The sequence below is a fragment of the Streptomyces sp. NPDC001493 genome (genome assembly GCF_053597235.1).
This window is the reverse complement of record NZ_JBSFHV010000011.1, coordinates 232,870-257,619: the sequence shown is the minus strand read 5'-3', so window position 1 is coordinate 257,619 and position 24,750 is coordinate 232,870. Positions and strand designations below refer to the sequence as shown.

Genomic DNA, 24,750 nt, shown 5'->3' with positions numbered 1-24,750 from the left:
CCGCGTACCGGCCGTGGGCCGGGGACGGGCTGAGTCGTCCCGCGTGCCGGGCGTGGGCCGGGGAGCGGCTCAGAACTCCAGGACGACCTGGAGGGCGTCGGCCGGACGCTCGTCCAGCAGGACGTAGGCGTCGGCGGCGTCGGCCACCGGGACGACATGGCTGACCAGGGACTTCACGTCGACCAGGCCTTCGGCGACCAGCGAGAGGAAGGTCTGCTGGAGCCGCTCGACGGTCCACCGGCCGGCCAGCTGCGGGGGCACCCCGCCGATCTGCGAGCAGATGAGCTGGACGCGGTTGTGGTGGAACTCGTCGCCGAGCCGCAGCCCGGCGCCGTCGCCCTGGTAGAAGCCGGAGGCCACCACGCGACCGCCCACGGTCACCGAGCGCAGGGCCTCGTGGAGCGCCGGGTAGACGCCGCTGATCTCGATGGCGACGTCGGCGCCCTGGCCGCCGGTGGCCTCGCGGACGCGCTCGGCGACGCTGTCGGTGCGGGCGTTCAGGGTGCGGCGCGCACCGTAGGAGCGGGCGGTGTCGAGGCGGCCGTCGAGGGCGTCGACGGCGGTGACGCGGGCGCCGTTGAGCTGGGCGAGGCGGGTGGTGAGCAGGCCGATGACGCCCTGCCCGAAGACGGCGACCTCTTCGCCGAGGTGGATGTCGGCGGCGAGCACCGCGTTGTACGCGATGGCGCCGACCCGGGCGAAGGCGCCCGCCAGCGGCTCCAGTCCGGCCGGGAGGGTGTGGCCGACCATGCGCTCGGCGGGCACGATGCCCTCGCTGCGGTGGCCCCAGATGCCCCAGACGAGGTCGCCCACGGCCGGCATGCCGGGGACGTCGACGAGTTCGGGCGACACCTCCGTCACCTCGCCGACCTCGGAGTACCCCCAGCCGGCGACCGGGTACTCGATGCCCGCGGCGCCGTCGCGGAAGAGCCGCGCCTCGGCGTCCCAGGTCCGCGTCAGGTACGGGTTGGTGCCCCGGTAGGCGGTGAGCTCGGTGCCCGCGGAGATGCCGGAGTAGCGCGTACGGACCCGGAGGTGGCCCGCCGGCAGGGCGGCGCTCTCGTGCTCGGCGACTTCTACCTGGCGGGGGCCGGTGAACTGGACGACGCGTTCCACGGGGGTCTCCGAGGGTGCTGGGAAGGGAACTGCTGCTGACTTAGGTCGAAGATATCTCAGAGTTATGTCTTGTCAACAAGCAAAAGTGATGCTGAGATGCGTCATGAAAGTGCGTAAGTGGCGTGAGGACACAGCATGGTGATGAAGACCCGACGGTCGAAGGCGACCCTGTTCGGACTCGCCGCGACCCTGGGCGCCGGCCTGCTCGCGGGCTGCTCCGGCAGCACCGGTGCCGAGAAGCCGGACAACCGGATCACGGTGTGGTCGCAGGAGAACCTGGCGCCGCGCATGGCGGCGACCAAGAAGGTGGTCGGCCGCTTCGAGAAGGAGACCGGGATCAAGGTCGACCTGGTCGGCGTGGACGAGGCCCAGCTCCCGCAGCTGATCATGTCCGCGGCCGCCGCCGGCGACCTCCCCGACGTCATCGGCGCCGTCCCCATGGGCCAGGTCTGGCAGATGTACGGCAGCGGCCTGCTCAACACGGAGGTCGCCGGGAAGGTCGTCCACGACCTGGACGCCGGGACCTTCAACGCCAACGCCCTCTCCCTCACGAAGGACGCCGGTACCACCCTCGCCGTCCCCTCCGACGCCTGGCTCCAGCTCCTCGTCTACCGCAAGGACCTCTTCGCCGAGGCCGGGCTCGATGCACCGGACACCTACGCGAGCGCCATCAAGGCGGCCAAGACACTCGACAAGGGCTCCACCGACGGCATCTCGCTGGCCACCGACCCCTCGGACGCCTTCACCCAGCAGAGCTTCGAGGACCTCGCCCTCGCCAACGGCTGCCAGCTGGTCGACGACGACGGCACCCCCGCCCTCGACTCCCCCGCCTGCCGCAACGCTTTCGCCGCCTACGACGAACTGGGCGGAAAGCACGGCGCCCCCGGCACCCAGACCGTGGACTCCACCCGTGCCACCTACTTCTCCGGCAAGTCCTCCATGATGGTCTGGTCCTCGTTCCTCCTGGACGAGCTGGCCGGCCTGCGCTCCGACGCGCTGCCCAGCTGCGCCGCGTGCAAGGACGACCCCGGGTTCCTCGCCCGCAACACCGGCATCGTCACCTCTCTCCGGGGCCCCGACGGCAAGGAACCCGCCCAGTTCGGCGAGATCACCTCCTGGGCCGTCACCAAGACCGCCGAGACCGGCGCCTCCGCCAAGTTCATCGAGTACATGATGGGCAAGGGGTACGAGGACTGGTTCGGCATGGCCCCCGAGGGCAAGATCCCGGTCCGCACCGGCACCGCCACCGACCCCGGCGCCTTCCAGAAGGCCTGGCGCGCCAGCGTCATGGGGGTCGACAAGCGCGAGTCCATGCAGAAGGCCTACCCCTCCGAACTCCTCGACCGCCTCGTCTCCGGAGTCGGCGACATGAAGCGGTGGGGTCTCGCCCAGGGCCAGGGCGCCCTCGTCGGCGCCACCAACGGCGAACTGCCCGTCGCCAAGGCCATCGGAGCGATGACCAGCGGCCAGACCTCACCCGACGAGGCGGCCGAGGAAGCCAACGACGAAGTGGCAGCCCTCCAGAAGTCCCTCCAGTAGCCGCACGGCCGCTCTCCCCCCGAGGTAACCGACCCATGAGTACGAAAACCAGCGGTGCGACGGTGCGCCGCGGCAGCCCACGGACCACCAGCAGCCGGGAGAACCGCGCGGGCCTCGCCTTCGTGACCCCGACCTTCCTGGTCGTCCTGGTCGTGGTGATCCTGCCGATCCTGTGGACCGTGCTGCTCGCCTTCCAGAACGCCAAGCTCGTCGACATCCAGGAGAACGGCCTCTTCGGCCACTGGACCCTGGACAACTTCCAGCAGGTCTTCGGGTCGCCCGGCTTCTGGAGCAGCCTCGGCACCACGCTGCTCTACACGGTCGGCGCCACCGCCGGCTCCATCGTGCTCGGACTGGTCGCCGCACTCGCCCTGCGCAAGCCGTTCCGGGGCCGCGGCATCCTGCGCGCCTCGATGCTGCTGCCGTACGTCGCACCGGTCGTCGCCGTCTCCTTCGTCTGGGAGGTGGCCCTCAGCCCCCAGTACGGCATCGTCAACGAGTGGGGAAGCAAGCTCCTCGGATGGGACGACCCCATCGCCTTCCTCTCCACCCGCTCCTACGAAGTCAGCCTGCTCGGAGCCCACTTCGACATCCCGCTGGCGCTGCTCACGGTCATCGCCTTCGAGTCCTGGCGCTACTTCCCGTTCGCCTTCCTCTTCATGCTCGCCCGTCTCCAGGCGGTCCCGGACAGCCTGGAGGAGGCCGCCACCGTCGACGGCGCCACCATCTCGCAGCGCTTCCGCCACATCCTGCTGCCGCAGATGATGCCCGTCATCGCCCTGCTGTCCGTCCTGCGCTTCATCATGACGTTCAACAAGTTCGACGACATCTACCTGCTCACCGGCGGCGGTTCGGGCACGGACGTCGTCGCGGTCCGCGTGTACGACTTCCTCACCTCCCGCTTCGACGTCGGCGCGGCCTCCGCCCAGGCGCTGATCCTCGCCCTCGTCCTCATGGTCCTGCTGGGCCTCTACTTCATGTTCTTCGGCAAGAAGGTCCAGGAGGAGTCGGCATGAGCCACGCCCCGTCCGTGACACGGCCGCAGCCCACCCGGCCCACCCCCACCGCCGGCCCCGCCCCGCGCCGGAAGCGCATGAGCCGCGCCCAGTTCGAGGACCGGTTCTTCGGGATCGCCCGCTGGGTCGTGATCGCCTTCCTCGCCGTGATCACGATCGCGCCGTTCTACTACATGCTGCTGCTGTCGGTGAAGCCCATCGACTCGCTGCTCGTGGACCCCGGAAACCTCTGGGTCTCCTCGAAGGACTTCACCCTCGACACCTACCGCAGTGTCCTGAGGTCCACCGAGGACGGCGGCCAGGGCTTCCTCGGGATGCTCGGCAACTCCGCCCTGGTGGCCCTCGCCACCGTCGCACTGACCCTGGCCGCCGCCGTCCCCGGCGCGTACGCCGTCAGCCGCCTCAAGTTCTTCGGCAGCCGGCACGTCAGCGCCCTGTTCCTGGCCGTCTACCTCTTCCCGGCCACCCTGCTCGCCGTCCCGCTCTTCGTGATGTTCGCGAAGATGGGGCTCTCCGGCAGCCTCGTCGGACTCGCCATCGTCTACATCGCGCAGACGGTCCCGGTCTCGATCTACATGATGAAGAACTACTTCGTCACCATTCCGTTCTCCGTCGAGGAAGCCGCCGCCATCGACGGCGCCTCCCGGCTCCAGACCGTGCGCAAGGTGATCCTTCCGCTCGCGCTGCCCACCCTGATGGCGACCGGGCTCTACGTCTTCATGATCGCCTGGAACGAGTTCCTCTTCGCGCTCCTCTTCCTCGCCGCGGACCCGGACAAGTGGACGGTCTCCCTCGGCCTCCAGCAGCTCGCCAACGGCATCGAGGTCTCCAAGACGGTCCTGATGGCCGGTTCGGTCATCCTCACCATCCCCGTGGTAATCCTGTTCTTCGCCTCCGAGCGGCTCCTCACCGAGGGACTGACCAGCGGCGCGGACAAGGGCTGACAACCTGACACCCAGTGGATCCGGCTGACGCCGGGTCACTGGTGGCCGCGCCCGGGGGAGGCGCGGCCGTACGGCCGGCCCGCGGGGGCACGAGAGACGGGACGAGGACGGCGACGATGGCAGGAAACCAGGCGAGCGCGGGACACCTGCTGCGGCTCATCCGCAGCGGCGAGGCCACCACGCGCGGGGAGCTCCAACAGGCCACCGGCCTCTCCCGCTCCACCGTCGGACACCGCCTCGACCAGCTCTTCAAAGCCGGCTGGCTGCGCGGCGCGACCGGCACCTCCACCGGCGGACGCCCCTCCGCGCGGCTGGAGTTCGACCCCACGCACGCCGTGGTGCTCGTCGCCGACCTGGAGACCCGGCACGGCCGTGCCGCCGTCGTCGACCTGTCCGGGAAGGTCCTCGCCGAACGGACCGGGAGCCTGGTCATCGCGGACGGCCCCGACGCCGTGCTCGACCGGCTCGCCCGCTGGTTCGGCCCGCTCCTGGAGGAGGCGGAGACCGCCCCGGACCGGGTCTGCGGCGTCGGCCTGTCCGTGCCGGGACCCGTCGACTGGGAGAGCGCCCAGGTCGTCCAGCCGCCGATCATGCCCGGCTGGGACCGCTTCCCGGTCCGCGAGCGGATGCGCGCCGCGCTCGCCGCGCACCTCGGCCCGACCGCCTTCGGCCCGACCGCCCTGAGCCCGGACGCGGACGCGGACCAGCTCCCCGTCTACGTCGACAACGACGCCAACCTCATGGCCCTGGCCGAACAGCGCGAGAACTACGCCGACTGCGGCGCGTTCGTCCTGGTGAAGGCGTCCACCGGCATCGGCGCCGGCATGGTCGTCGGCGGCGAGATGTACCGGGGCATCGACGGCGGCGCCGGCGACATCGGCCACATCCGCCTGCACGACAGGCCCGACGCGCTCTGCATGTGCGGCTCCTACGGCTGCCTCGCCGCCGTGGCCAGCGGCAGGGCCATCGCCGAACAGCTCACGGCGGCCGGCGTCCCCACCGCCTCGGGATCCGACGTGCGCCGCCACCTCGCCGCCGGACAGCCGGACGCCCTCCGGCTCGCCCGCGCCGCCGGACAGCGCGTCGGCGAAGTGCTCGTCACCGTGGTCACCCTCCTCAACCCGGGCGTCCTCATGCTCGGCGGCGACCTGGCCAGCACCCCGTTCCTCACCGGGGTGCGCGAACTCCTCTACCAGCGGGCGATGCCCCGCACCACCGCCCACCTCCAGGTGGTCACCACCTCGCTCGGCGACCGCGCCGCCCTCGCCGGGGCCGCCGTCATGGTCGTCGAGCGCCTCTACGACCCCGACCGGGCCGACGCCCGCCTCGCCGCGCTCGCCTGAGCCCGTACGCCTCTCGTCCCGCATCACCGATGGAGACCGCCATGTCCCAGCCCCCCGCCACCAACACCCCGCCCGGCGCCTGGCCGTACCCCCCGGTCCGCGTCGGCCTGGTCGGCGCGGGGCCGTGGGCCCGCACCATGCACGCCCGGATGCTGGCGGCCGGACCCGAGACCACCCTCACCGGCGTCTGGGCCCGCCGCCCGGAGGCCGCCTCCGAGGTCGCCGACGCCTACGGCACCCGCGCCGCCGGATCCTTCGAGGAACTGCTCGACGGCTGCGACGCGGTCGCCTTCGCCGTACCGCCGGCCGTGCAGGCCGAGCTCGCCCCCCGCGCCGCGAAGGCCGGCAAGGCCCTGCTGCTGGAGAAGCCGCTCGGCGCCGACCTCGCCGCCGCCCGCACGGTCGCCGACGCGGTCGCCGAGCACGGCGTGGTCTCGCAGCTCGTCCTCACCAAGCGCTACCACCCGACGACCCGCGCCTTCCTCGCCGAAGCGGCCGGACGCGAGGTCTCCGGAGCCCGCTCCTGCTACCTCCACGGAGCCTTCCTCGGCGGCGAGTTCGCCACCTCCTGGCGGCTGGAACACGGCGCGCTGCTCGACCTCGGCCCGCACCTGCTCGACCTGCTCGACAGCGCCGTCGCCCCGATCGTCTCCGTACGCGGGACGGGCGACCCCCGCCGCTGGATCGAGCTGACCTGCGAGCACGAGAACGGCGCGGTCAGCCAGGCGTCCCTCTCCGGGAGCGTCCGGCTGGACCGTGCCCGTACCCGAATCGAACTCTTCGGCACCGGTGAGGAGTTGGTCTACGACACCGCCGGAATCGACCACGAGGAGTGCTGGCCGGTGCTCCGCCGCGAGTTCGCCGGTGCCGTGCGCACCGGAGTCGGTACCGGCATCGACGCCGCGCGTGGGCTGCGCATCCAGCAACTCCTCGACCAGGCACGGCCGGACGCCGCCTGACGGCCGCGCGAAGGCGGCTCTCCCGCGCGTCGGGCGGCCGGAGCGGCGGAGAGGACGGAGGAGGGGTTGCCGGAGGCGGGCAGTGACGGGCCTGGTTTTCCTGCCGAGGGATGCCGTACCCCCCGGGTGATCGACTTCCTATAGTCGTGACGACTCGGGGGGAATCACGATCATGCTGTCTCATCTGTCCAACGGTGCGTGGTGGACCGTCGCGGCGGTCGTCACCGCCGTCTACCTGGCGGCGATGAACCGGATCATGCCGACGCGCCGGGCACGGCTGCGCATGTTCCTCGCCCCGGTGGCCGGCTGGATCTTCCTGCTGCCCAATGCCGCGATCAAGGGATATCCCGTTTCGTTCACCCTGTACGTCTACAGCGCGGTGCTGGTGACGTTCATCGCCATGCTGGTCCCGGTGGCGAAGCGGGTCGGGGCCGACATCGCGGAGCAGGAGCAGAAGCCCTGGCGCAAGGTGCCACTCAACACCTTCTCCCTCTACTGGTTCGCGGGGTCGATATCGGTGTGCCTGGCAGCGACGGTCTGCCTCTGGCCTTATCCCGCGTAGCAGCCGCTCCCGCGCATCGGACCATGACCGGCCACCACCGCCCCCCGTCCGCTCAGGAGTTGTACGTCCCCTGGGCCCGCTCCAGCCCGTCCGCGAGCAGTGACTCCACCGCGTCCGCCGCCCGGTCCACCAGGTAGGCGAGCTCCTTGCGCTCGGTGGAGGAGAAGTCCTTCAGCACGAAGTCCGCGACCTGCATCCGGCCCGGCGGGCGTCCGATGCCGAAGCGCACCCGGTGGTACTCCGGGCCCATCGACTTGGTCATCGACTTCAGCCCGTTGTGCCCGTTGTCGCCGCCGCCCAGCTTGAGCCGCAGCGCGCCGTAGTCGATGTCCAGCTCGTCGTGGATCGCGACGACGTGGTCGGTCGGCACCTTGTAGAAGTCGCGCAGCGCCGTCACCGGGCCGCCCGACAGGTTCATGTACGACTGCGGCTTCGCCAGGATCACGCGCCGGTTCGCCGGACCGGGCGGGCCGATGCGCCCCTCCAGCACCTGCGCCTGCGCCTTCTGCGCCCGCTTGAACTTCCCGCCGATCCGCTCCGCCAGCAGGTCGGCGACCATGAAGCCCACGTTGTGCCGGTTCGCGGTGTACTCGGGGCCGGGGTTGCCGAGGCCCACGATGAGCCAGGGGTCGGTGACGTCGGACATCTGCGCGCTGTCTCCTCGGATGCGGCCCCGGCCGCGGAGGGGGCCGGAGGGCGGGCGTGGACGGGGCGTACGGGCCGCGGGTGCCCCGTACAGGCCGACGGGGCGGCGGCCCCCGGTAAGGGAGTCCGCCGCCCCGTCAGTCAAGCAGGTCGAACGAGGTCGAGGCTCAGGCCTCGGTGCCCTCGGCCTCGGTCTCGGCGGCCGGCTCCTCGGCCTGCGCGGCGACGACCTGGAGCACGATGGCGTCCTCGTCACCGGCGAGCACGGAGCCCTTCGGCAGCGCGATGTCCTTGGCGAGGATCGAGTCACCAGCGGTCAGGCCGGCGACGGAGACCGTCACGGCCTCGGGGATGTGGGTGGCCTCGGCCTCGACGGTCAGGGTGTTCTGGACGAACTCCAGCAGGAAGGAGCCCGGGGCCAGGTCGCCCTCGGTCTCGACGGCGATCTCGACGTTGACCTTCTCGCCGCGCTTGACGGTCAGCAGGTCGACGTGCTCGATGTTGCCCTTGAGGGCGTTGCGCTGCACGGCCTTCGGGATGACCAGGGCGTCCTTGCCGTCGATCTCGAGACCGATGAGGACGTTCGGGGTGCGCAGCGCGAGCAGCAGCTCGTGGCCCGGCAGGTTGATGTGGACCGGCTCGGCGCCGTGGCCGTAGACGACCGCGGGAACCAGGTTGGCGCGGCGCGCGCGACGGGCGGCGCCCTTGCCGAACTCGGTACGGGCTTCGGTGGCGAGCGTGATCTTGTCGGCCATGGCTGCACTCCTCGTGGGGTGACGGAACGGAACGGGTCACCCGGCCACGACTTGATGGCCTGCTACGAAGAGCGCGTCGATAACGGACCGCCGTATATGAGTACGGCCTCCCTCGCCGAGCAACTCCGTGAGTCTACCCGGCGGGGAGGCCGTCCCCCAAGTGGATCATTTCCGCCCGCACCAGCGCCCCGCTGACCTGCGGGTTACTCGTGCAACGTGGCGGAACGGTGTGCGGCGGTCGGACCGCTCGCACGGGTGGCGACGGTCAGTGCTCGTCGCTCTCGAAGAGGCTGGTGACCGAACCGTCCTCGAAGACCTCGCGCACCGCGCGCGCGATCGTCGGGGCGATGGAGAGCACCGTGATCTTGTCGAGCTCCAGCTCGCCCGGGGTCGGCAGGGTGTCCGTGAAGACGAACTCGCTGACCTTGGAGTTCTTCAGCCGGTCCGCGGCGGGGCCGGAGAGGACACCGTGGGTGGCCGTCACTATGACGTCCTCGGCGCCGTGCGCGAACAGGGCGTCGGCGGCGGCGCAGATCGTGCCACCGGTGTCGATCATGTCGTCGACCAGGACACAGACCCGGCCCTCGACGTTGCCGACGACCTCGTGGACGCTGACCTGGTTCGGAACGTCCTTGTCGCGGCGCTTGTGCACGATCGCCAGCGGGGCGTCCAGACGGTCGCACCAGCGGTCGGCGACCCGTACGCGGCCGGCGTCCGGGGAGACGATCGTCAGCTTCGAGCGGTCGACCTTGGCACCGACGTAGTCGGCGAGGATCGGCAGCGCGAAGAGGTGGTCGACCGGGCCGTCGAAGAAGCCCTGGATCTGGTCGGTGTGCAGGTCGACGGTGAGGATGCGGTCGGCACCCGCCGTCTTCATCAGGTCCGCGACCAGACGCGCCGAGATCGGCTCGCGACCGCGGTGCTTCTTGTCCTGGCGGGCGTAGCCGTAGAACGGCACGATCACCGTCACCGAACGTGCCGAGGCGCGCTTCAGCGCGTCCAGCATGATCAGCTGCTCCATGATCCACTTGTTGATCGGAGCCGTGTGGCTCTGGATCAGGAAGCAGTCGGCACCGCGCGCGGACTCCTGGAAGCGGACGTAGATCTCACCGTTGGCGAAATCGAAGGCCTTCGTCGGCACGAGACCGACACCCAACTGGTGTGCGACCTCCTCGGCCAGCTCGGGGTGGGCGCGGCCGGAGAAGAACATCAGTTTCTTCTCGCCGGTCGTCTTGATCCCGGTCACAGCACAGTCTCCTCAGACGTGTTTCTGACCGTTGCACGCATGTGTCCCGTTGTGCAACGTGCCAGCCGAAATGGGTGAGCATCTATCACGGTACGCCGACTCCGGCGCACGTGTTTCCGGTCAGCTTTCGCTGTCGGAATCCTGCGTGGCGGCCAAGGCGGCCTGAGCGGCGGCGCTTCCGGGCCGCTTGCGCGCGACCCAACCCTCGATATTCCGCTGCTGGCCCCGGGCTACGGCCAACGAGCCTGCCGGTACATCCTTGGTGATGACCGAGCCCGCGGCGGTGTAAACCCCGTCCCCGACCGTGACCGGTGCCACAAACATATTGTCCGAGCCGGTGCGGCAGTGCGAGCCGATCGTGGTGTGGTGCTTGTTCACCCCGTCGTAGTTCACGAACACGCTGGCCGCGCCGATGTTGCTGTGGTCACCGATGGTCGCGTCGCCCACGTACGACAGGTGGGGGACCTTGGTCCCCTCGCCGATCGTGGCGTTCTTCATCTCGACGTACGTACCGGCCTTCGCCTTCGCGCCGAGCTTCGTGCCCGGCCGCAGGTAGGCGTACGGGCCCACGGTGGCGCCGGGGCCGACCTCGGCGCCGTCGGAGACCGTGTTGTCGACCCGGGCGCCCTCGTGGACCACCGTGTCCTTCAGCCGGGAGTTCGGGCCGACCTCGGCGTCCTCCGCGACGTGGGTGGCGCCGAGCAGCTGCGTACCGGGGTGCACCACGGCGTCCTGCCCGAAGGTGACCGTGACGTCGACCAGCGTCGACGCCGGGTCCACGATCGTCACGCCGTCCAGCATGGCCTGCTCCAGCAGCCGCTGGTTCAGCAGGCGGCGGGCCTCGGCGAGCTGCACCCGGTTGTTGATGCCGAGGATCTCCCGGTGGTCCCTGGCGACCGCGGCGCCGACCCGGTGGCCCGCCTCGCGCACGAGGGACAGCACGTCGGTGAGGTACTCCTCGCCCTGGCTGTTGTCCGAGCGCAGCTTGGAGAGCGCGTCCGCGAGGAGCCGGCCGTCGAAGGCGAAGACGCCGGAGTTGATCTCCCGGATCGCGTGCTGGGCCGGGCTGGCGTCCTTGTGCTCGACGATCGCGGTGACCGCACCGCTGACCGGGTCCCGCACGATCCGGCCGTACCCGGTGGAGTCCGGCACCTCGGCGGTGAGCACGGTGACGGCGTTGCCGTCCGCGGCGTGGGTGGCGGCGAGCGTGCCGAGGGTCTCACCGGAGAGCAGCGGGGTGTCGCCGCAGACGACGATCACGGTGCCCTCGACGCCGCCGAGCTCCTGGAGCCCGATGCGGGTGGCGTGGCCGGTGCCGTTCTGCTCGGCCTGGAAGGCGGTGCGCACGCCCGGGGCGGTCGCTTCGAGGTGCGCGACGACCTGCTCACCGGCGTGCCCGACGACCACGACGAGCTGCTCGGGGCCGAGTTCGCGGGCGGCGGCGACGACGTGCCCGACGAGCGAGCGCCCGGCGACCTCGTGGAGGACCTTGGGCGTCTTCGACTTCATGCGGGTGCCTCCACCCGCTGCGAGGACGACGACTGCTGCGGGGCTGCTGGCGCTCACGGATGTGCCCTTCGGCTTTCGGGTGCGGTCACCCGCAGGATACCGGGGGTGCACGTGCCGGAAACGGGCGCGGGCCCCGACCGGTGAGGTCGGGGCCCGCGTCGAAGAGCTCCCCCATCAGGATTTGAACCTGAACAGACGGTACCAAAAACCGCAGTGCTGCCTGATTACACCATGGGGGACTATTTCCGGCTAAACGGACATTGTGTCAGCTCGCCGGATCAGCACCCAACACTATGCCGTACCAAGCCCCTTCCGCGCGACGATGGAGCCCGGCTTTCTTGATCGTTCACGTGGCCGAATCCGTCCGGCGGATGGTGTCCGTCACGTGCGCCCGGCCGCCCGGAACGCACCCTCGGGGCAGTGCCCGTACGACGAAGCCCCTGTTCCCGGGTCTGTCGGCCGCCCCGGGCCCGCTCGAACACGTGTCGTGCTCCCGCGGTCACCCGAAAATGGGATGCGGCCGCCCGTAGGGTGGATGGCATGACCGCAACGGGGGCAGACCGGGAGGCGGCGGGAATGACCACCCGCGGCTACTGGTGGTGGGAACGGCGGCGTGGTGTCGCCCTGGACGTGGGACTGGCGCTGGTCTCGGCGCTGGAGTGCGGGCTGGAGGGGATCCAGTTCGCCCAGGAGGCCCGGCTGCCGGTGCCGGTCGGCGTGCTCTTCGGGCTGCTGGCCGGGTCGGTCCTGGTGCTGCGGCGCCGGTGGCCGATCGCCGTGGTGCTGGTGTCGATCGCGACCACACCCGCCGAGGTCGGCTTCCTGATGGGCCTCGTCGGCCTCTACTCGCTCGCCGCCTCCGACGTACCGCGCAGGATCACCGTCGTCCTCACCGGGATGTCGCTGGTCGGCAGCTTCATCGTCACGTACCTGCGGCTGAGCCGGAACCTCGTCGACCAGGCGTCCTCCGCCGCCGTGCCGGGGGACTGGTACGCCCCCGTCGTCTCCCTCTTCATGGCGCTGGGGCTGACCGCGCCCCCGCTCCTCTTCGGCCTCTACATCGGCGCGCGCCGACGGCTGATGGAGAGCCTGCGTGAACGGGCCGACTCGCTGGAGCGGGAGCTGTCGCTGCTCGCGGACCGGGCCGAGGAGCGTGCGGAGTGGGCGCGTACGGAGGAGCGGACCCGGATCGCCCGGGAGATGCACGACGTGGTGGCGCACCGGGTGTCCCTGATGGTGGTGCACGCGGCGGCACTCCAGGCCATCGCGCCGAAGGACCCGGCGAAGGCGGTCCGCAACGCCGCGCTCGTCGGGGACATGGGGCGCCAGGCGCTGACCGAGCTGCGCGAGATGCTGGGCGTGCTGCGCAGCGGGGACACGCTGGTCGCGCCGCGTACGGGTTCCGGTGCGGGACCGGGCCCGGGTGACGGGCGGCAGCCGCTGGCCTCCGTGGGCCGGGCCGCCGCCGCCGCGGCCGCCGCCGCGTCGGCACCGGAGGACGGGCCGCGTCTCGGCGAGCTGGAGGCACTGGTCGCCCAGTCGCGGCAGGCGGGCATGACCGTGGAGCTGTCGGTGGACGGCGACCCGCGCCCGTACGCCCCGCAGGTCGAGCAGACCGCGTACCGGGTGGTGCAGGAGGCGCTGACCAATGTGCACAAGCACGCGGCCGGTGCGAAGACCTGGGTACGGCTCGCGCACCGCGAGGCGGAGGTCGCGATGCAGGTGGAGAACGGCCCGTCCGACGCCGCCGCCGCCGATGCCCATCTGCCGAGCGGCGGCAACGGGCTCGTCGGGATGCGGGAGCGGGTGACCGGGCTCGGCGGCGTCTTCGTCTCGGGGCCGACCGACGCGGGCGGCTTCCGGGTGTCGGCGGTGCTTCCGGACGCGCCGGCCGTGGGCGCGGACGGACCGGAGGCGCCGGCCTCCGGGGTGGTGGTGGCGCCGGAGGTGGAGGCGGTGTCGATGGAGGTGGCGCTGCCGGGGCAGGGGCTCGGTGTCCGGGGTGCGGGGGAGAGCGCGGAGAGCGCCTCGTAGCGCTGCCCGCCTGCCCTCGGAGCCCCGTCCCGGCCGTCTTGGTCGTCGGCTCGGCCCACACCTGCGAACACCCGCGCGTCCAGGCGCTGTACGAGTCCTGGGGCTTCCGGAAGGGCGGCCGGCAGCGGCTGTTCGCGGACGTGCCGGTGTTCGCGGTGCTGCCGGCCGGGCTGCCGTTGGGCCGAATAGCGTGATGGCCGTGCGTAGTTGATCCATCGCGCACCGTAGTATCCGTAGTTCGCGTCCATGCTCTCCGGAAGGAACTCACGTGCGCAAGGCCACTGCTGCCGCGCTCGTCGCGCTCGGGCTGTGGGCGACGGCCGCCGCCCCGGCCTCCCCGCCCACCGCCGCCCGGGCGCCTGTTGCCGTACCCGCCGCCCCCGCTCCGGTGGAGACCGTGTTCATCGGCGACTCCTCCACCGGCAACTTCGGCATCGCCCCCACGCGCGGCCCCGCCGGGTGCGTACGGTCCGCCGAGAACTACCCGGTCAAGGCCGTCGAGCGGCTCGCCTCGGACGGGGTCCGGCTCGACGTACGGGCGGACGTGTCCTGCGGTGGCGCCAGGATCCGCGACGTGTGGGAGGCGCAGAGCTTCCCGCCGGCCGGCGTCGAGCGGCTCGCCCCGCAGGAGGCGGCGCTCGGGCCGGGCACCGGGCTGGTGGTCGGCAGCCTCGGCGGCAACACCGCCGGGGTCGCGAGCATCCTCAAGCAGTGCTCGCAACGGCTCCGGGGCTCCGAGGGGTTGCTGATGGCCGCCGACCCGGTCGACGCGGCCTCGCCGGCCTCGGAGTGCGCCGCGTACTTCCAGGGGGAGGGCGCGCAGTGGCTCGCGGGGCGCATGGCCGCCGTCCGTCAGGACCTGGGCCGGATGTTCGGCCGGGTGAAGGCCCAGTCGCCGAACGCCCGTGTGGTGCTGGTCGGTTACCCCCGGCTCGTACCCGCCGACACCGGCCGGTGCCTCGCGGAGGTTCCGGGCGGCTCGGAGAAGCCGTTCGCGGACATCGGGCAGGACGCCCTGACGTTCCTGGACACCGGTGTGCAGCGGCCCCTCGGTGCCCTCATGAGGGAGGCGGCCGAGGCGGCGGGGGCGACCTATGTCGACCTCTACGCCCGGACCGGCACCACCACCGGCTGCGACGGGGCCCGGCGCGGTATCGGTGCCCTGCTGGAGAGCTCCGAGGTGAGCTACGGGGGGCGCGAACTCCCCTGGTACGTCCACCCGAACCGCACCGGCCGCGACATCCAGGCGGGTGCGGTCGCCGAGGCGGTCGAGGGGCTGCTCGGGGCGCAGGTGGCTCCTGGGTGGAGAGGAGGTGAGCGACGCCCCTCGGCACCCTGAAGGGCCGCGGCGTACACCGTGCCCCCGCCCGCCCCCTCAGCCCGACGTCAGCCGGGTCGGCTGGATGCCCGTGAGGAGGGTGGTGAGGGCCCGGTCGATGTCCGAGCCGAGGAACCAGTCGCCGGTGTGGTCGACGCTGTAGACGCGCCCCTCGGTGTCCATGGCGAGGACCGCCTGTCCGTCGCTCTCCTGGCCCAGGGGGCTGATCTCGGTCTCCAGGGCCCGGCCGAGGTCGCCCAGGGTGCGGGCGAGGTGGAGGCCGCCGAGCGGGTCGATCGTCACGGAGGCGGGGGCGATCTGCCGGCCGGGTCCGGGGACGGGGATGTGCAGGTTGCCGAACTCCGCCCAGGCTTCGACCACCGCCGGGAACACCGCGTGCTGGTGTCCCGCCGGTGAGGTGTGGGCGCGCAGGGCGTCGGCCCACTCCTCGGCCTGCCGGATGATCCAGCGGCCGGGCTCCCACCCCGCCGCGCGCAGGGCCTTCTCGACGACGGGGGTGAAGCGGGTGCTGTGGTCCCGGATCGGGTCGTGACGGCTCAGGTCGTGCTGTCCCGGAATGCGTCGGCCCGGGTCGTGCCGGCCCGGGTTCTGCCGGCTCGGATTCTGCTGGCCCGGGTTCTGCTGGCTCAGGTTCTGCACGGGAACGCCGTCAGCCCTTCTCGGCCGTGGTGGCCGCGCCGTTGGCGGTGAGGTCGACGGGGCGTACGCCGAAGTGGGCGAGCATCACCGAGCAGGAGCGGCAGGGCGCCGCGTAGCTTCCGTGCCGGGGGTCGCCGTCCTCGCGGATGTGGCGGGCGGTGAGGCGGCCGTGCTTGAGTGCTCGTCGGGCTTCGCCGCTGGTGAGGGGTTTGCGCTGGGCGCGCTTGGAGCGGGTTCCCTCGGCTGCGGTGAGCTGCCGGGAGAGGAGTATCGCCTCGGGGCAGCGGCCCGTGAAGCGTTCGCGCTGGCTGGTGGGGAGGGTGTCCAGGAAGTCCTGGACGAGGTGGTGCAGGACGGGTGGCTGGTCCCCCTTGCCCGCGGTGCAGGTGAGCGTCTCCCCGCGTACGGACAGCGCGGCGGCCACGGCCGGCAGAATGCCGTCGCGGCGGTGGAGCAGCCGGGGGGTGCGGTTGGAGTCGGTGGTGCTCCAGCTGAGGCGCGGGTCCCCGGAAGTGACTGTATGTACGTCGTGCATGGTGTCGATTTCCTCCCGTGCAATCCCCCGAGTTGCGGGGGACAGCCTGCCAAATGTGTCGGACGGTGGGGAAGCTGGGGCGGTATTGGGGACAGCGTGTCGCCCAAAGCCGCCCAACCGTCGCTCTTCCGTCACCTCTGTGTGACGGTCGGTGACGGCCGGGAAAGGGGCGGTCCGGCCTGTTGCGCCACCGCATAGGCTGTGCGGAACACCGGACGCAGCAGGGGGCAACCGCCATGACGACAGGTCGGCTCGGGCAGCAAGCCGCGCCACCGAACGCCGCCTACGCCGGGCAGGTCGTGCACTTCCCGGACCCGGTCCGGGCGTCGCGCCACCCGAGGGGGGTGCGGATCGACGCGAACGGTCATCCGGACTTCTCCCCGTACGCGCGCGCGGCGGCGGAGATCGCCGACCCGCCGGAGGGTTTCGGCATCGACGAACTCCGGCTCACGGACTACGTGTCGGCGAACGCGGCGCTGGCGGCGGCCGGTCACGAGCTGTGGGACACGATCCCGTCGGTCGCGACCCCGCACGGCTGGACCTGGCACCACGTGTCGGGCAGCCGCCGGATGGAGCTCGTACCGGTCGACGTGAAGCCGCTGCTGCGCCACCACGCCGGTCTGTCGACGACCCCGGTGGACCACGAGCGGCGCGGCACACGGCCGTTGCAGGGCACCCGGCCCGCGCACTTCCGGCTGCCGAAGGGTGCCGTCGCGGTGTCCGAGCAGCAGATCCAGGGCGCCGAGGAGGACTTGGGGTACCGGCTGCCGGGCGCGTACCGCTCGTTCCTGAAGGCGGCGGGCGGCTCCGCCCCGGTCGGTACCGCGCTCGACCCCGAACTGGGGCTCCTGGTGGACCAGCCGTTCTTCACGGTGCGCGAGGAGGCGGCGGTCAACGACCTCGTCTACGTCAACAAGTGCCTGCGGGACCACTTCACCAAGGACTTCCTGGGGGTCGCGTTCGTCCAGGGCGGTCTGCTGGCGGTGAAGGTGAGGGGGAGCGGCACCGGTTCGGTCTGGTTCTGCGCGTACGACGACGCGCGCGACCGGAACGACCTGTCGGTGCAGGAGCGGTCCGAGCGGCTGCTGCTGCCGTGCGGTGCGGACTTCGACGCGTTCCTCCAGCGCCTGGCGGGCAGCCCGCAGGAGCTGGAGACGGTGGCGAACCTGATGGTGGACGGCGGCTTCGCGCGTGCCGTCCCGGTGGAGGGCTGAGCGCGATGGTGACGTTCGCACAGGCGCAGGAGCGGGCCGACGAGTGGGTCAACGGTGACGTGCCCGCCTACCAGCACCGGGAGGTACGGGTCCGCGAGTTCGATCTGGGCTTCGTGGTGTGGGCGGAGGACCGCCCGGAGGGCCCCGTCTCGGACGGTGGCCGGCAGCGGCTGGTCATCGCCCGCGACAGCGGCGAGGCCACCCTGTGGCCGGGGCTGCCGGTGGGCGAGGTGATACGGCGTTACGAGGAGGAGTACGGCTCCACGCAGGACGCGGTGCCCGCCCCCCAGCCGCCCGCGCGCATCGACCTGAACCAGACGTCCTTCCTGCTGACGCCGCCGGAGTGGCTCCAGGAAGCGGCCGACAAGCTGGGCATTCCGGACGGCAGGCGTGAGCAGTCGCCGTCCGACGCTGCCGGTGCCGGTGCCGGTGCCGGTGCCGGTGCCGGTGCCGGTGGTGCCGGTGGTGCCGGTGGTACGGGTGCCGTGAGCGACGCCGTACCGTCCGTGCCCTCCGCCCGGCCCGTGCCGCAGGAGCCCGAGGACCACGAGCCGACCGCCTCCGACGGGGTGCCCGCGACGGGTTCCCCGGCCGCCGCGCCCGTGCCGGACGGCGCCACGCCGTGGGCCGGTACGGACACCAACCGCGGCTCCGACGACGCGGCGGTCCCGCTGCCCGCCACCGTGTTCGCCCCGCCGCTCTCGGGCGCCGACGACGAGGGTGCGCCCGCGCCGAGCGTTCCGGCCGACGCGCCGACCACGCTGATGTCGGGCGGGAAGCCGCCGCTCAAGCGGGGGCCGGGCGTCCCGCCCGACGCCGAGGACATCGCCGACGCGGCGACCAGCAAGGCCGTGGTCCCGCCGCGCGCCCCGCGCCCCAGTACGGTGCCCCCGCCGCCGAGCGCCCCGGGTATCCCGGGCGTACGTCCCGTGGCGCCTCCGCCGGTCTCGGGCCCGGGTGCGCCCGGCGTGCCCGCCGCCGGTTACGTACCGACGCAGCTGGCTCCCGCGGTCGGCGGCCCGGGCCTGCCGCAGCCGCCCGCGCCTCCGGGTCCGCCCGCGCCTCCGGGTCCGCCCGCGCCTCCTGGCCCGCGCGTGACGCCCGGCCCGCCCGCGCCTCCCGGTCCGCCTGCTCCTCCCGGGCCGCCGACTCCTCCCGGTCCGCGCGGTGACGTGCACCATGCCGAGACGGTGTTCGCCGCGCCGCCGGTCGGTGCTCCGGTGGGTCCGCCGGTCGGCGTCCCGGTGGGGCCTCCCGGCCCGCCGCCGCCCGTGGCCGGTGTGCCGGGGCCCTCCGCCGTCCCCCCGCCGCCGCCCGCGTACGGCTATCCGCAGCAGCCCGCCCAGCCGCCGACCGTGGGTCCCGGCTACCAGGCGGTGCTCCGCTACCGCGCGCCCGACGGCAGTGAGCAGCAGCTCATCCGGCGTTCGGCGCCGGGCACTCCGCACCCGGAGTGGCAGATGCTCTACGAGCTGCGGGGCATGAACGTGCCGCCGCAGCAGGTCATCGAGCTCCACACCGAGCTGGAGTCCTGCGAGCTGCCCGGCGGCTACTGCGCGCGGATGATCCGCGAGATGTGGCCGCAGGTACGGATCACCAGCGTCGCCCCGTACGGCACCGACCACGCGAGCCGTCAACAGGGCATGCGGCACCTCCTCACCCACCAGGGTGAGCTGCACCAGGTGGCGGACGGTCCCGCGCGGCCCGCCCCGGTGCGGGCGCCGCTGCCGCAGGTGCAGCCCGCGCCGCCGGTCGGCCCGGAAGGGGTGGCCGAGGAGCTGCTCCAGGCGTTCGGTCCGCAGGGCGTGCTCCGCTTCGACGAGCGGGCCGTGTCCCGGCAGGGTGTGCCGGAGGCGGTGGGCCGGACCCTGGTCTGGGCGGGGCTGCCCGCCGATTTCGGGCCGTTCTTCTGGGCGCAGCCCGGCCAGCCGGTCGTACCGACCCTCGCCGAGCTGGCCGCGCAGCGCCAGGTGCGGCCCGCGCCGGACGCGGGGGCGTACCTCGTGATGGGTACGGACTTCGGCCGGGCGATCTGCGTCCAGTACGGCACGGCGAACATCGTCGCCGTGCCCGTGGAGGCCGGTCCGGGCGGGCAGTCGGTGCTGCCGCAGTTCGTGAACACGGGGCTGCCGGAGTTCGTGCGGTGCATGGCCCTGCTCGGGCGGATGTGGCGGCTGCGGTACGGGCTGAACCCGGAGCAGGCCGGCCGCTGGACCGTCGACTTCCAGGCGGCCCTGGCGGCGCTCGACCCGGCGGCGCTCGCGTCGCCGGAGAGCTGGTGGTCGGTGCTGCTGGAACAGATGTGGGACGGCCTGATCTGATCGCTCGATCCGGCCCGTCGGCCTCTGGGCCCGGCCCGTCGGCCCGATCCGGTGCATTGCGGCCCGGGGACGCCCGCCCCTTCGAACCCTCCGTTCGAAGGGGCGGGCGTTTTCGCGTGTCCGGCCCGGTTCGGCCGGGTATCCCTTGGGGTGTTTGCGGTGGGCGCTCGCGGACGCCGCCGGGCTGTGACGCCGGTCGCTTCCGTCCGGAAAGAGGGTGATCGATTCCGACTTCCGGCCCAATTGCCGCATCCTTGACCTCAGGATCGATGGCGGCGTGCGGAAGAGAGGGCTTCAGGGATGAGTGCTGCACCGGTGTCCGGACATGGCTTCGTGGGGGGACGAGGACGTGGCTACCGCCCGGAGCAGGTGGATCGTTTCCTCGCCGCGCGTACGGCGGAACGGGACGCGGCCCTGGACGAGCTCTCCCGGCTGACCGCCCTCGCGGAGGAGCTGGCGGCCGAGTCGGCCCGGCTGGCCGAACAGGTCGCGGGCCTCGCCCCGCAGACGTACCAGGAGCTGAGCGAGCGCGCCCGGACCATCCTCGCCCTCACCGAGGAGGAGACGGCCGAGTCGGGCGCCGCCGCCCACGAGGCAGCACAGGCGGTACGGGACGCGGCCGAGGCCGCCGGACGCGAGGCCCGGGACGCCGCCCGCGCGTACGCGGAGAAGGTACGGACCCAGGCCGGGGAGGACGCCGAACACGTCCTCGCCGAGGCCCGCCGGGCGGCGGCGGACGTCCTCGCGCAGGCGGGCGAGGACGCGGCGCGGATCCGGGCGGAGGGCGAGGAGCTGATGGCCCAGACCCGTGCGCGTACGGCCAGCGTCCTCACCCACCAGGAGCAGGAGCACGCCGAACGCCACAAGGTCGCCGAGGCTGAACTCCTCGCGCACGAAACGCGACTGACGGAACGTCAGGACGAGTTGATGGGGCGCGCGGACGCCGTCCTCGCGGCGGCGAGGCGCGGGCTCACGGAAGCCGAGGAGGCCGCGCGGCACGGCCAGGAGGACGCCGAGGCCCGCGCCGCCGAACTCCTCTCCCAGGCCCGGGTGCGCGAGGAGCGGGTGGTCCGCGAGACCGAACGCGTCATCCGTGAACACGAGGTGGGCCGCGAGGAGTTGCAGGCCCACATGACGCACGTACGCAATTCGCTCGCGGCGCTCACCGGGCGGGTGACGGCTCCGCCGCCGGAGGGGTGAGCGGCGGGCGGCCTCGGCGGGCGGCCTCGGCGGGCCGGGCGTCCCAAGGGGCCGGGCCCTAGGATGGTCGTCGTGACCGACGAGACTCAGCGCCCCACCGGGCCGAACAGCACCCCTGACCTGCCGACCCAGTACACGCCGGCCGAGGTAGAGGGGCCGCTGTACGAGCGCTGGGTAGAACGCGGGTACTTCGAGGTGGACGCGAAGAGCGAGAAGCCGCCGTACACGATCGTCATCCCGCCGCCGAACGTCACCGGCGTCCTCCACCTGGGCCACGCCTTCGAGCACACGCTGATCGACGCCCTCACCCGCCGCAAGCGGATGCAGGGGTACGAGTCGCTGTGGCAGCCCGGCATGGACCACGCCGGCATCGCCACCCAGAACGTCGTCGAGCGCGAGCTCGCCAAGGAGGGCAAGTCCCGCCACGACCTGGGGCGCGAAGCCTTCGTCGAGCGCGTCTGGGAGTGGAAGGCCGAGTCCGGCGGCCGGATCGCCGGGCAGATGCGACGCCTCGGTGCGGGCGTGGCGTGGAGCCGGGACCGCTTCACCATGGACGAGGGCCTGTCCCGGTCCGTCCAGACCGTCTTCAAGAGGATGTTCGACGACGGCCTGATCTACCGCGCCGAGCGCATCATCAACTGGTGCCCGCGCTGTCTGACGGCCATCTCCGACATCGAGGTCGACTACCAGGACGACGACGGTGAGCTCGTCTCCATGAAGTACGGCGAGGGCGACGACACCATCGTCGTCGCCACGACCCGTGCCGAGACGATGCTCGGCGACACCGCCGTCGCCGTCCACCCCGACGACGAGCGCTACGCCCACCTGATCGGCAAGCGGATCAAGCTGCCGCTGACGGACCGCACGATCCCGGTGGTCGCCGACACGCACGTCGACCCGGAGTTCGGCACCGGCGCGGTCAAGGTGACCCCGGCGCACGACCCGAACGACTTCGCCATCGGCCGGCGCCACGACCTGGAGTCGATCGAGGTCCTGGACGAGCGCGGCATCATCACGGTGCACGGTCCGTTCGAGGGACTCGACCGTTTCGAGGCCCGTTCGGCCATCGTCGCCGCGCTGCGGGCCGAGGGCCGGATCGTCGCGGAGAAGCGCCCGTACGTCCACTCCGTCGGCCACTGCTCGCGCTGCAAGACGACGCTGGAGCCCCGGCTGTCCCTGCAGTGGTGGGTGAAGGTCGAGACGCTCGCGAAGGCCGCCGGTGACGCGGTCCGCGACGGCCGGGTGGACATCCACCCCGCCGACCTCTCGCAGCGGTACTTCGACTGGGTCGACAACCTCAACGACTGGTGCATCTCACGGCAGTTGTGGTGGGGCCACCGGATTCCCGTCTGGCACGGCCCGGACGGCGAGACCGTCTGCGTCGGCCCCGACGAGCAGCCGCCGACGGGTGAGGGCTGGACGCAGGACACCGACGTCCTCGACACGTGGTTCTCGTCCGGCCTGTGGCCGTTCTCGACGATGGGCTGGCCGGAGCGGACGCCCGACCTGGAGAAGTTCTACCCGAACTCCGTCCTGGTCACCGGCTACGACCTGATGTTCTTCTGGGTCGCCCGGATGATGATGTTCGGCCTGTACGCGATGGACGGCGAAGTCCCCTTCCGTACCATCGCGTTCCACGGCATGGTCCGTGACGAGTTCGGCAAGAAGATGTCGAAGTCCTTCGGGAACGCGGTCGATCCGCTGGACTGGATGGACAAGTACGGCTCCGACGCGCTGCGTTTCACGCTGGCGCGGGGCGCCAACCCCGGTACGGACGTGCCGATCGGCGAGGACTGGGTCCAGGCGTCCCGCAACTTCGCCAACAAGATCTGGAACGCGACCCGGTTCGCGTTGATGAACGGCGCGACGGTCGAGGGCGAACTCCCCCCGGCGGAGCAGCTGTCGGCCACCGACCGCTGGATCCTGTCCCGCCTGAACACGGTCGTGGCCGAGGCGGACGCGTACTACGAGGACTACCAGTTCGCGAAACTCGCCGACTCCCTCTACCACTTCGCGTGGGACGAGGTCTTCGACTGGTACGTCGAGCTCTCCAAGACGACGTTCTTCGCGGGCGGCGAAGCGGCCAAGGTCTCGGCGCGCGTCCTGGGCGAGGTCCTCGACGTGACGCTCCGGCTGCTGCACCCCGTCGTCCCGTTCGTGACGGACACCCTGTGGACGACGCTCACCGGGCGCGAGTCCGTCGTGATCGCCGACTGGCCGGTGGACAGCGGATTCCGCGACGCGGGCGCCGAGGCGGAGATCGAGAGTCTCCAGCGGGTCATCACCGAGGTCCGCCGCTTCCGCTCCGACCAGGGCCTCCAGCCCGGCCAGAAGGTCCCGGCCCGCCTGGACCTGTCGGGTACGCGGCTCGCCGCCCACGAGGCCGCCATCCGCCAACTCCTGCGCCTCCAGCCGGAAGGCGACGGCTTCAGCGCCACCGCGACGCTCCCGGTCGCCGGTGCCACGGTCGCGCTCGACCTGTCCGGCGCGATCGACGTCGCGGCCGAGCACAAGCGGCTGACGAAGGACCTCGGGGCGGCCGAGAAGGAGAAGGCCCAGGCGGAGGGCAAGCTCGGCAACGAGGCGTTCCTCGCGAAGGCCCCGGACAACGTGGTCGAGAAGATCCGTGCGCGCCTGGCGAAGGCCGAGGACGACATCGTCCGGCTGCGGAACCAGATCGACGGCCTGCCGCCGGTTCGGTAACCGGAGACGTCACCGCGGTCGGCGGTCGGTAGTCGGTAGTCGAGGGAGCCCCGGACGTGCGTCGTCCGGGGCTCCCTCGTATGTGCCGGGCGGGCAGGTGACTTTGCCGACTCCGCTTCGCGAACTCGCCCCCTTCTGTTGCCGTTCGACCGTTTCCGCAGGCCGGGACCGGCGGTGATGACACAGAACCGATCACCGGGCCCCGACGTCCGTTGTCAGTGCAGCTGCTTCGCTGCTCAGCCTGTGGGGCGCGGGCCGTTGCCCGTGGAGAAGGGGAACCCAATGCCGCACGACGACGGAGAGAGCCCGGCGCGGACATACGACGCGCCCACCTACGCGGTGCTGGCGGCCGAGGCCCGGCGCCAGGCCGCACTGCCCAGGCCGAAGGCGCGGAGCCGTGGTGAGAGCGACGTCCGCAGCGTGCCGTGGTGGCGGGTGGAGACCCTGCGGAGCATGTCAGGTCTGTCGATCCTGGTGAGCGGGGCGGTCCGCGTCGTACTCAGCCTGTACATCGTCGTGTCCATCGGCTTCGCCTCGGTCGATCTCGACAGCTGGTACGGCATCGTGGGCTGGTTCGCCCTGGCGCTCTACGCGGCGTACTGCCTCTTCGGAAGGCCCGGCACCAAGGCCCGAGAGCTGGCCCGCGCGGCTTGCGCACCCGACCCCGTACACATGCGGTACGCCCTGGTGTACGACCCGCCCTGGGGCGGGGCCGCCCTGCTGGCGCTCTTCCCGGCCGGCGAGGACGACGAGGCGCGGCCCGTAGGGGTCGTGCAACTCGCACCCCTGCTCCGGGGCCGGTTCGCGAAGTCGGGTGGACTCCCCGCAGACCCGCCGGTGGCGCCCGTGGGCACCCTTGAACTCCGTGGCCGTACGGACGATTCGCCGTGCGGAGTCCCCTGGATCGAGGACCGGGCGTACTGGCCGAAGCGTTCCTGGGACGCCGAATTCCTGGAGGGCCCGGAGGGGCCGGCTCTGCTGGCCCGGCTGCTGGACGCCGACGCGGAGCACGGGGAAGCCGTGAATTCGTGAGCGCCGGGTCGGCACCAAGTGCAGCTGGGCTGGGCGCAGTTCGACGGCCGACCCCAGGCCAGTCAGGCACGGCCTAGCATGATCGGTTTCAGGCAGGGG

At 72.0% G+C, this 24,750-nt stretch carries 21 protein-coding genes and 1 tRNA gene; 14 read left to right on the top strand and 8 right to left on the bottom strand.

The window, feature by feature from the left end:
• Positions 1 to 69 precede the first annotated feature (69 nt).
• Positions 70 to 1,116, bottom strand: a complete 1,047-nt coding sequence (locus ACWCWD_RS18220; protein ID WP_450773813.1) for a zinc-dependent alcohol dehydrogenase — start codon at positions 1,114 to 1,116, stop codon at positions 70 to 72.
• 135 nt (positions 1,117 to 1,251) lie between these two features.
• Here ACWCWD_RS18220 and ACWCWD_RS18215 point away from each other — a divergent pair, with 135 nt between their 5' ends.
• The 6 genes from ACWCWD_RS18215 to ACWCWD_RS18190 all read left to right on the top strand — a co-directional run bounded on the left by ACWCWD_RS18215 (position 1,252) and on the right by ACWCWD_RS18190 (position 7,479).
• Positions 1,252 to 2,655 (top strand): ABC transporter substrate-binding protein, encoded by a 1,404-nt coding sequence (locus tag ACWCWD_RS18215; protein ID WP_450773812.1) that lies wholly within the window; start codon positions 1,252 to 1,254, stop codon positions 2,653 to 2,655.
• Between the two features lie 35 nt (positions 2,656 to 2,690).
• The gene (locus ACWCWD_RS18210) at positions 2,691 to 3,671 is read left to right on the top strand and encodes a carbohydrate ABC transporter permease (protein WP_327177461.1); all 981 of its coding nucleotides are present in this window, start codon (positions 2,691 to 2,693) and stop codon (positions 3,669 to 3,671) included.
• Positions 3,672 to 3,748: 77 nt separating this feature from the next.
• The gene (locus ACWCWD_RS18205; protein WP_327180115.1) at positions 3,749 to 4,615 is read left to right on the top strand and encodes a carbohydrate ABC transporter permease; all 867 of its coding nucleotides are present in this window, start codon (positions 3,749 to 3,751) and stop codon (positions 4,613 to 4,615) included.
• Between the two features lie 116 nt (positions 4,616 to 4,731).
• Positions 4,732 to 5,958, top strand: a complete 1,227-nt coding sequence (locus tag ACWCWD_RS18200; protein ID WP_450773811.1) for an ROK family protein — start codon at positions 4,732 to 4,734, stop codon at positions 5,956 to 5,958.
• Between the two features lie 41 nt (positions 5,959 to 5,999).
• Entirely contained in the window at positions 6,000 to 6,917 is a 918-nt protein-coding gene (locus ACWCWD_RS18195; protein WP_450773810.1) for a Gfo/Idh/MocA family protein, read from the top strand.
• Positions 6,918 to 7,089: 172 nt separating this feature from the next.
• Positions 7,090 to 7,479 carry a hypothetical protein gene (locus tag ACWCWD_RS18190; protein WP_450773809.1) on the top strand — a complete coding sequence of 130 codons (390 nt, stop codon included), beginning with the start codon at positions 7,090 to 7,092 and terminating at the stop codon, positions 7,477 to 7,479.
• Positions 7,480 to 7,531: 52 nt separating this feature from the next.
• Here the strand turns inward: ACWCWD_RS18190 and pth are convergent, their stop codons facing one another.
• The 5 genes from pth to ACWCWD_RS18165 all read right to left on the bottom strand — a co-directional run bounded on the left by pth (position 7,532) and on the right by ACWCWD_RS18165 (position 11,873).
• Positions 7,532 to 8,125, bottom strand: coding sequence for an aminoacyl-tRNA hydrolase (gene pth, locus ACWCWD_RS18185; RefSeq protein WP_450773808.1), 594 nt, complete (start codon positions 8,123 to 8,125; stop codon positions 7,532 to 7,534).
• Between the two features lie 166 nt (positions 8,126 to 8,291).
• The gene (locus ACWCWD_RS18180) at positions 8,292 to 8,879 is read right to left on the bottom strand and encodes a 50S ribosomal protein L25/general stress protein Ctc (protein ID WP_450773807.1); all 588 of its coding nucleotides are present in this window, start codon (positions 8,877 to 8,879) and stop codon (positions 8,292 to 8,294) included.
• 265 nt (positions 8,880 to 9,144) lie between these two features.
• On the bottom strand, positions 9,145 to 10,125 hold the full coding sequence (locus ACWCWD_RS18175) for a ribose-phosphate diphosphokinase (RefSeq protein ID WP_327177466.1): 981 nt from the start codon (positions 10,123 to 10,125) through the stop codon (positions 9,145 to 9,147).
• Between the two features lie 120 nt (positions 10,126 to 10,245).
• On the bottom strand, positions 10,246 to 11,691 hold the full coding sequence (gene glmU / locus ACWCWD_RS18170; protein WP_450773806.1) for a bifunctional UDP-N-acetylglucosamine diphosphorylase/glucosamine-1-phosphate N-acetyltransferase GlmU: 1,446 nt from the start codon (positions 11,689 to 11,691) through the stop codon (positions 10,246 to 10,248).
• Positions 11,692 to 11,800: 109 nt separating this feature from the next.
• A tRNA-Gln gene (locus ACWCWD_RS18165) sits at positions 11,801 to 11,873 on the bottom strand.
• 301 nt (positions 11,874 to 12,174) lie between these two features.
• Here ACWCWD_RS18165 and ACWCWD_RS18160 point away from each other — a divergent pair.
• The 3 genes from ACWCWD_RS18160 to ACWCWD_RS18150 all read left to right on the top strand — a co-directional run bounded on the left by ACWCWD_RS18160 (position 12,175) and on the right by ACWCWD_RS18150 (position 15,007).
• Positions 12,175 to 13,668, top strand: coding sequence for a sensor histidine kinase (locus ACWCWD_RS18160; protein ID WP_450773805.1), 1,494 nt, complete (start codon positions 12,175 to 12,177; stop codon positions 13,666 to 13,668).
• A 38-nt stretch (positions 13,669 to 13,706) separates the two neighbouring features.
• A complete protein-coding gene (locus ACWCWD_RS18155) occupies positions 13,707 to 13,862 on the top strand; it encodes a hypothetical protein (protein ID WP_450773804.1) in 156 nt (51 codons plus the stop codon).
• 74 nt (positions 13,863 to 13,936) lie between these two features.
• Positions 13,937 to 15,007, top strand: a complete 1,071-nt coding sequence (locus ACWCWD_RS18150) for an SGNH/GDSL hydrolase family protein (RefSeq protein ID WP_450773803.1) — start codon at positions 13,937 to 13,939, stop codon at positions 15,005 to 15,007.
• 36 nt (positions 15,008 to 15,043) lie between these two features.
• On the opposite strand, the gene ACWCWD_RS18145 is transcribed toward ACWCWD_RS18150, so the two are convergent.
• Together ACWCWD_RS18145 and ACWCWD_RS18140 are read right to left on the bottom strand one after the other, a co-directional pair.
• The gene (locus ACWCWD_RS18145; RefSeq protein WP_450773835.1) at positions 15,044 to 15,565 is read right to left on the bottom strand and encodes an SUKH-3 domain-containing protein; all 522 of its coding nucleotides are present in this window, start codon (positions 15,563 to 15,565) and stop codon (positions 15,044 to 15,046) included.
• A gap of 91 nt (positions 15,566 to 15,656) precedes the next feature.
• A complete protein-coding gene (locus ACWCWD_RS18140; protein WP_450773802.1) occupies positions 15,657 to 16,181 on the bottom strand; it encodes a YwqJ-related putative deaminase in 525 nt (174 codons plus the stop codon).
• 236 nt (positions 16,182 to 16,417) lie between these two features.
• Between ACWCWD_RS18140 and ACWCWD_RS18135 the strand changes: the two genes are divergently transcribed.
• From ACWCWD_RS18135 to ACWCWD_RS18115, 5 genes are all read left to right on the top strand, one after another.
• Positions 16,418 to 17,395, top strand: a complete 978-nt coding sequence (locus ACWCWD_RS18135; protein ID WP_450773801.1) for an SMI1/KNR4 family protein — start codon at positions 16,418 to 16,420, stop codon at positions 17,393 to 17,395.
• Between the two features lie 5 nt (positions 17,396 to 17,400).
• Complete coding sequence (locus ACWCWD_RS18130) at positions 17,401 to 19,716, top strand: SUKH-4 family immunity protein (protein ID WP_450773800.1); 2,316 nt, start codon at positions 17,401 to 17,403, stop codon at positions 19,714 to 19,716.
• Positions 19,717 to 20,016: 300 nt separating this feature from the next.
• Positions 20,017 to 20,916, top strand: a complete 900-nt coding sequence (locus ACWCWD_RS18125; RefSeq protein WP_450773799.1) for a cellulose-binding protein — start codon at positions 20,017 to 20,019, stop codon at positions 20,914 to 20,916.
• Between the two features lie 72 nt (positions 20,917 to 20,988).
• A complete protein-coding gene (locus ACWCWD_RS18120) occupies positions 20,989 to 23,619 on the top strand; it encodes a valine--tRNA ligase (protein WP_450773798.1) in 2,631 nt (876 codons plus the stop codon).
• Between the two features lie 282 nt (positions 23,620 to 23,901).
• Positions 23,902 to 24,651 carry a hypothetical protein gene (locus tag ACWCWD_RS18115; protein ID WP_450773797.1) on the top strand — a complete coding sequence of 250 codons (750 nt, stop codon included), beginning with the start codon at positions 23,902 to 23,904 and terminating at the stop codon, positions 24,649 to 24,651.
• The last annotated feature ends 99 nt before the right edge of the window (positions 24,652 to 24,750 follow it).